This is a genomic window from Ilyobacter sp. (assembly GCF_041583315.1).
GTDB lineage: Bacteria > Fusobacteriota > Fusobacteriia > Fusobacteriales > Fusobacteriaceae > Ilyobacter.
In genome coordinates, this window is record NZ_JBFHGC010000247.1 from 1 (window position 1) to 4,095 (window position 4,095).

Annotated in this window: 4 protein-coding genes; 2 read left to right on the top strand and 2 right to left on the bottom strand. The window is 32.8% G+C overall.

From position 1 onward, the window contains the following. A partial coding sequence (locus ABZA26_RS09225; RefSeq protein ID WP_372714230.1) for an ABC transporter substrate-binding protein occupies positions 1-617 on the bottom strand: 617 nt, incomplete at its 3' end. A 228-nt stretch (positions 618-845) separates the two neighbouring features. Here ABZA26_RS09225 and ABZA26_RS09230 point away from each other — a divergent pair. Both ABZA26_RS09230 and ABZA26_RS09235 read left to right on the top strand, forming a co-directional pair. Next, entirely contained in the window at positions 846-1,160 is a 315-nt protein-coding gene (locus ABZA26_RS09230) for a hypothetical protein (protein WP_372714231.1), read from the top strand. A gap of 403 nt (positions 1,161-1,563) precedes the next feature. Further along, entirely contained in the window at positions 1,564-1,761 is a 198-nt protein-coding gene (locus tag ABZA26_RS09235) for a hypothetical protein (RefSeq protein ID WP_372714232.1), read from the top strand. Between the two features lie 120 nt (positions 1,762-1,881). Here ABZA26_RS09235 and ABZA26_RS09240 read toward each other — a convergent pair whose 3' ends face one another. After that, on the bottom strand, positions 1,882-3,564 hold the full coding sequence (locus tag ABZA26_RS09240) for a BCCT family transporter (protein WP_372714233.1): 1,683 nt from the start codon (positions 3,562-3,564) through the stop codon (positions 1,882-1,884). Between the last annotated feature and the right edge of the window lie 531 nt (positions 3,565-4,095).

Here is a 4,095-nt window from a genome sequence, read left to right on the forward strand (position 1 = left end):
GCTATCTCTATATACTCTTTATACATATCTTCTACATTTTTGGGAGTCTGATAAACCAAATATTTTATCCCGATAGATTTCAACTTTTTTATAAAGTTATGATTATAATGAGACTCCATGAGAACTATCTGAGGTTTTTTAGACATTACTTTTTCAAGGTTTGGCTCCATAAGTGATCCCATTGACTCTATTTTAACTGCCTCTTTTGGATATTTGCAGAAAGATGTCCTTCCAGCTAGTGCTTCCTCCATTTTAAGGTCATATATCTTTTCTGTTATACCTGGTGAAAGAGATATGATACTCTTTAGTTTTCCGTTATTTTTTAAATTTTCATTTTTTAATCCGTCTATAAAAAATGAATTATAGTATTTCCCATCATTTTTATTTAAAATTATTTTGTAAAAATTTATTCTGACTCCCTGAGATTCTACAAAGTCATCTCCTAAAAGAAACTTATGATTTTTCATTTTTAAAAAACCGTCTGCTTCCTGAAATCCTTTTCTTTCTATTTCACTTATGGAATAATATTTTATTCCATTGTAATTTATAGATGAATAACTGGATATAGATATTAAAGCAAACAAAATAAATATTAAATTTAAGATTTTATTTCTCATTAAAGATATTCTCCTATTACTAATTTCTCTTAATTTATTATAGCATGTTTTCTATTTGGAAAATATTTGGTGAACAAAAATAAATGTGGAAATAAACCTCAAAAGACAAACTTTAGGAATTTAAAAAAGGAGAAATTCAGATTTTTCCAATATTATTCTAAGTAAAGTTTTATTAACTGAAATTACAGGAAAATTTAAATAAATTATTTTGGAAAGGAGGGGGACATTATGAAGAGAGGTGTGAGACTTTTGAGAGCAAATTTAGAAAGAGTCTTCCAGACTAAAGAGGAGATATCTAAAAAAATAGGAGAGTCTTATGGCATCATAAATCTTATGCTCAGCGATGACACAGAGATAGAAAACTGGTTTTTAGATAAGATAGAAGAATTTATCCCTCAGAAAGAGTTTCAAATGTCAAAAACCCTGATAGAACTAGCCAGGAAGTCAGACACTTCCAGAACACATACGGTATTGGAGATTGATGCGGCAGATGAAGCTGAAAAACAGTACTATGAGATATATCCAGAACTTCCTATTTTTTAGAAAAATAAAAAACACCCTCGTGGGTGTCTTTTATAATACAGGTAAATATTAATTTTATGAGGTGTAAAGGTCAGTATTTCCATTAATGTAGTATTCATAATCTCTCTCTGTCTTTTCCATTGTAATGTATTTTGATGGGAATACAAAACTCTTTAGTTTATTTTTGGTAAAAAACTGTGTTTTTGTGGAATTACATCTAACGAAAAGCAAAGAACTTAATAACACCCAAAAATGAAAATTATTCATTTTTCCTCCTACTAAGTCATATTCTAAACTAGATTATACTGCAAAACCGACAAAAATACAACATACATTTTAGAGTGCCAGAAGTATAGATGTATAAAGGGCTGTATCATTCAGAGAGAGGGAAAATATTTTAAAATACTGTATAGGGGTGATCAAAATGAAACTTAATCTGAAATTAAAAGAAGCCGGATTTTTAAAGGCCCTTCTAGAGAGGGAAGCCTCTAGAAACAGAAGAGACCTGAAAGAGTTGGATCCTATAGAAGATAAGTTTTTATATAATATAACCATGGAAGAAACTGAATCCTTTGAGAGCATCGCCAATCAGATAGGAGACAACCTTAAAACAAAAAAATAATTTAATAAAACATAAAAGGAGCAGAATAAGAGCTCATATAGAATATATAGTGAAGATTTTTTTTATGAAATTGAAAAGGCCCTTAGAATAGAAATTCTAAAGGCTCTTTTTTCAAGTTCATTACTTGTTTAATCTCATTTTGATCTGTTCGTTTTTTTCAAAATTACCACGGATTTTTTCATTGAAAATTTTATTTAGGAGTTTATCTTCTCTATATTTTTTCAGTTTGTTAAGGTCTGTCCTTAGTCCTATGTGAAGACTGTATGTCATCACAAGTAGAATAACAGCAAAAGGAAGCCCTGATATTATTACAGCTGTCTGAAGTGCATTTAAGGCATCTGTTCCCCCGGCTATTAGAAGAGCAATGGCTAAGACTCCCTCCATGATAGCCCAAAAGACTCTCTGTGGTATCGGAGAATCCAGTTTCCCTCCTGATGTAAGGTTATCTACAACCAAAGAACCTGAATCAGAAGAGGTAACAAAGAAAGAAACTACCAAAAATATCCCGGTTGATGACATTATTATTTTCAGTGTCTGAGAAATATCCATGTTTTGTATCATTTCAAATAAAGAGGTTGCAACATTTGATTTTACTGCATCAAAAAGGAGACCGTTACTTGATATATCCTGGAATAATGCGGCTCCTCCAAAAACTGACATCCAAACGAAACTTAGTAAAGCAGGTATTAAAAGTATGGCAGATAAAAATTCTCTTACAGTCCTTCCTTTTGAAATTCTGGCAATGAACATTCCTACAAAAGGAGACCAAGAGATCCACCATGCCCAGTAAAATATAGTCCAGCTACCCTGCCAGTTTTCTTTTCCCTGCTCAGACCAGAAACTGATACTGACGATGTTATTGAGATAAAATCCTATGCTGTTGTTAAAAAGTCTCACAATAAATAATGTAGGGCCTACCAGTAGTACAAGCAGCAAAAATATAGCAGCTACTCTCATATTTAATTCAGACAGGATTCTGACTCCCTTCCCTATACCTGATACCACTGAGATAGTAGCAATTCCAGTGATAACACATATTAATATTACCTGAACAGTCGTGCTTTGTGGGATACCAAAAAGATAATTGAGTCCTGCATTTATCTGCTGTGCTCCAAAACCAAGAGATGTAGCCAGGCCAAACAGACACGATATGACAGCTAATATATCAATAATATCACCTAATATACCAAAGACTTTATCTTTGAATATAGGGTAAAATACCGATCTCAGAGACAGCGGAAGACCTCTGTTGTAGGCAAAAAATGCCAATGCCAGGGATATCAGTGCGTATATCCCCCAAGGGTGAAATCCCCAGTGATAAAATGTAATTCCCAGTGCAGAGGCTAAAGTAGCCTTACCCTCAAACATCGGCAGAACACTGTTGTAATGGTAAAGTGGTTCCCCTATACTCCAGAACATAAGACCGATACCCATTCCTGCACTGATTAGCATTGAGTACCATGCAAAATTTGTAAATTCGGGTTTTGCCTCTGGTCCTCCTAACCTGACTTCACCTAGTTTGCTAAACAGAAGATAGATGGGAAATAGCAGGAAAAAGTTGGCACTCAGAATAAAAAACCAATTCCATTTTGTGGTGATAGAGTTCTTGAGACTGCTGAAAACAGCATTTGCCGTATCGGGACTTTTCAAAGTAAATGCCAGAAAAAATATTACTAAAAGTCCAGATATAATAGAAACCTGGGGATGGAAATCAAACCCAAATTTATTAAAATTTCTTGAATGAAGGAGCTTTGATTTCTCCCTGAATTTCTGTGTTTCATAGACCGGTTTTTTTGAATACACGATATTCCTCCTTTTGTTTTTATAAAAAAGGCACTCTAACTCTATTATTCATTTGAATAATAGAGTTAGAGTGCCTTAGCTTCACCAAATTATAATTGACTCGCTATATACCATTAAAAATAGTATAATTCATTGCCTTTACTAAAATTTTTATAAAGACCCTGAACAAACCCCAGTTCTACTGCTATTTTTCAATTAAATTTTCCCTGTAAGCGGTTAGCTTGAATTAACACTGTTTGATGCATTGTCAATCTCACAAACCAGGTACTAATTTAATCTACTTCATATTTAAACTCAAGTAGAATAATAACAAAAAAAAAGTCTTAAGTCAACATTTAATGATTTGTGTTGTTTTTTCATACAAGGGAGGATCAGTATGGAAATTTTAGATTATGATTTTTTAATTTTATCTTTAATATTTCTCATCCCAGGAGCAATTATATTTATACTGAGAAAGGACCTGCGGACAGCAATAAAAAAAATGTCTCTCATAGCTCTTCCTTTTGCATTTGCAGAAAAACTTTTTTACCC

What these genes read in the sequence shown, in the direction of transcription:
- ABZA26_RS09235 (WP_372714232.1), top strand. Translation starts at nt 1,564, where the DNA reads ATGAAACTTAATCTGAAATTAAAAGAAGCCGGATTTTTAAAGGCCCTT.
- ABZA26_RS09230 (WP_372714231.1), top strand. Translation starts at nt 846, where the DNA reads ATGAAGAGAGGTGTGAGACTTTTGAGAGCAAATTTAGAAAGAGTCTTC.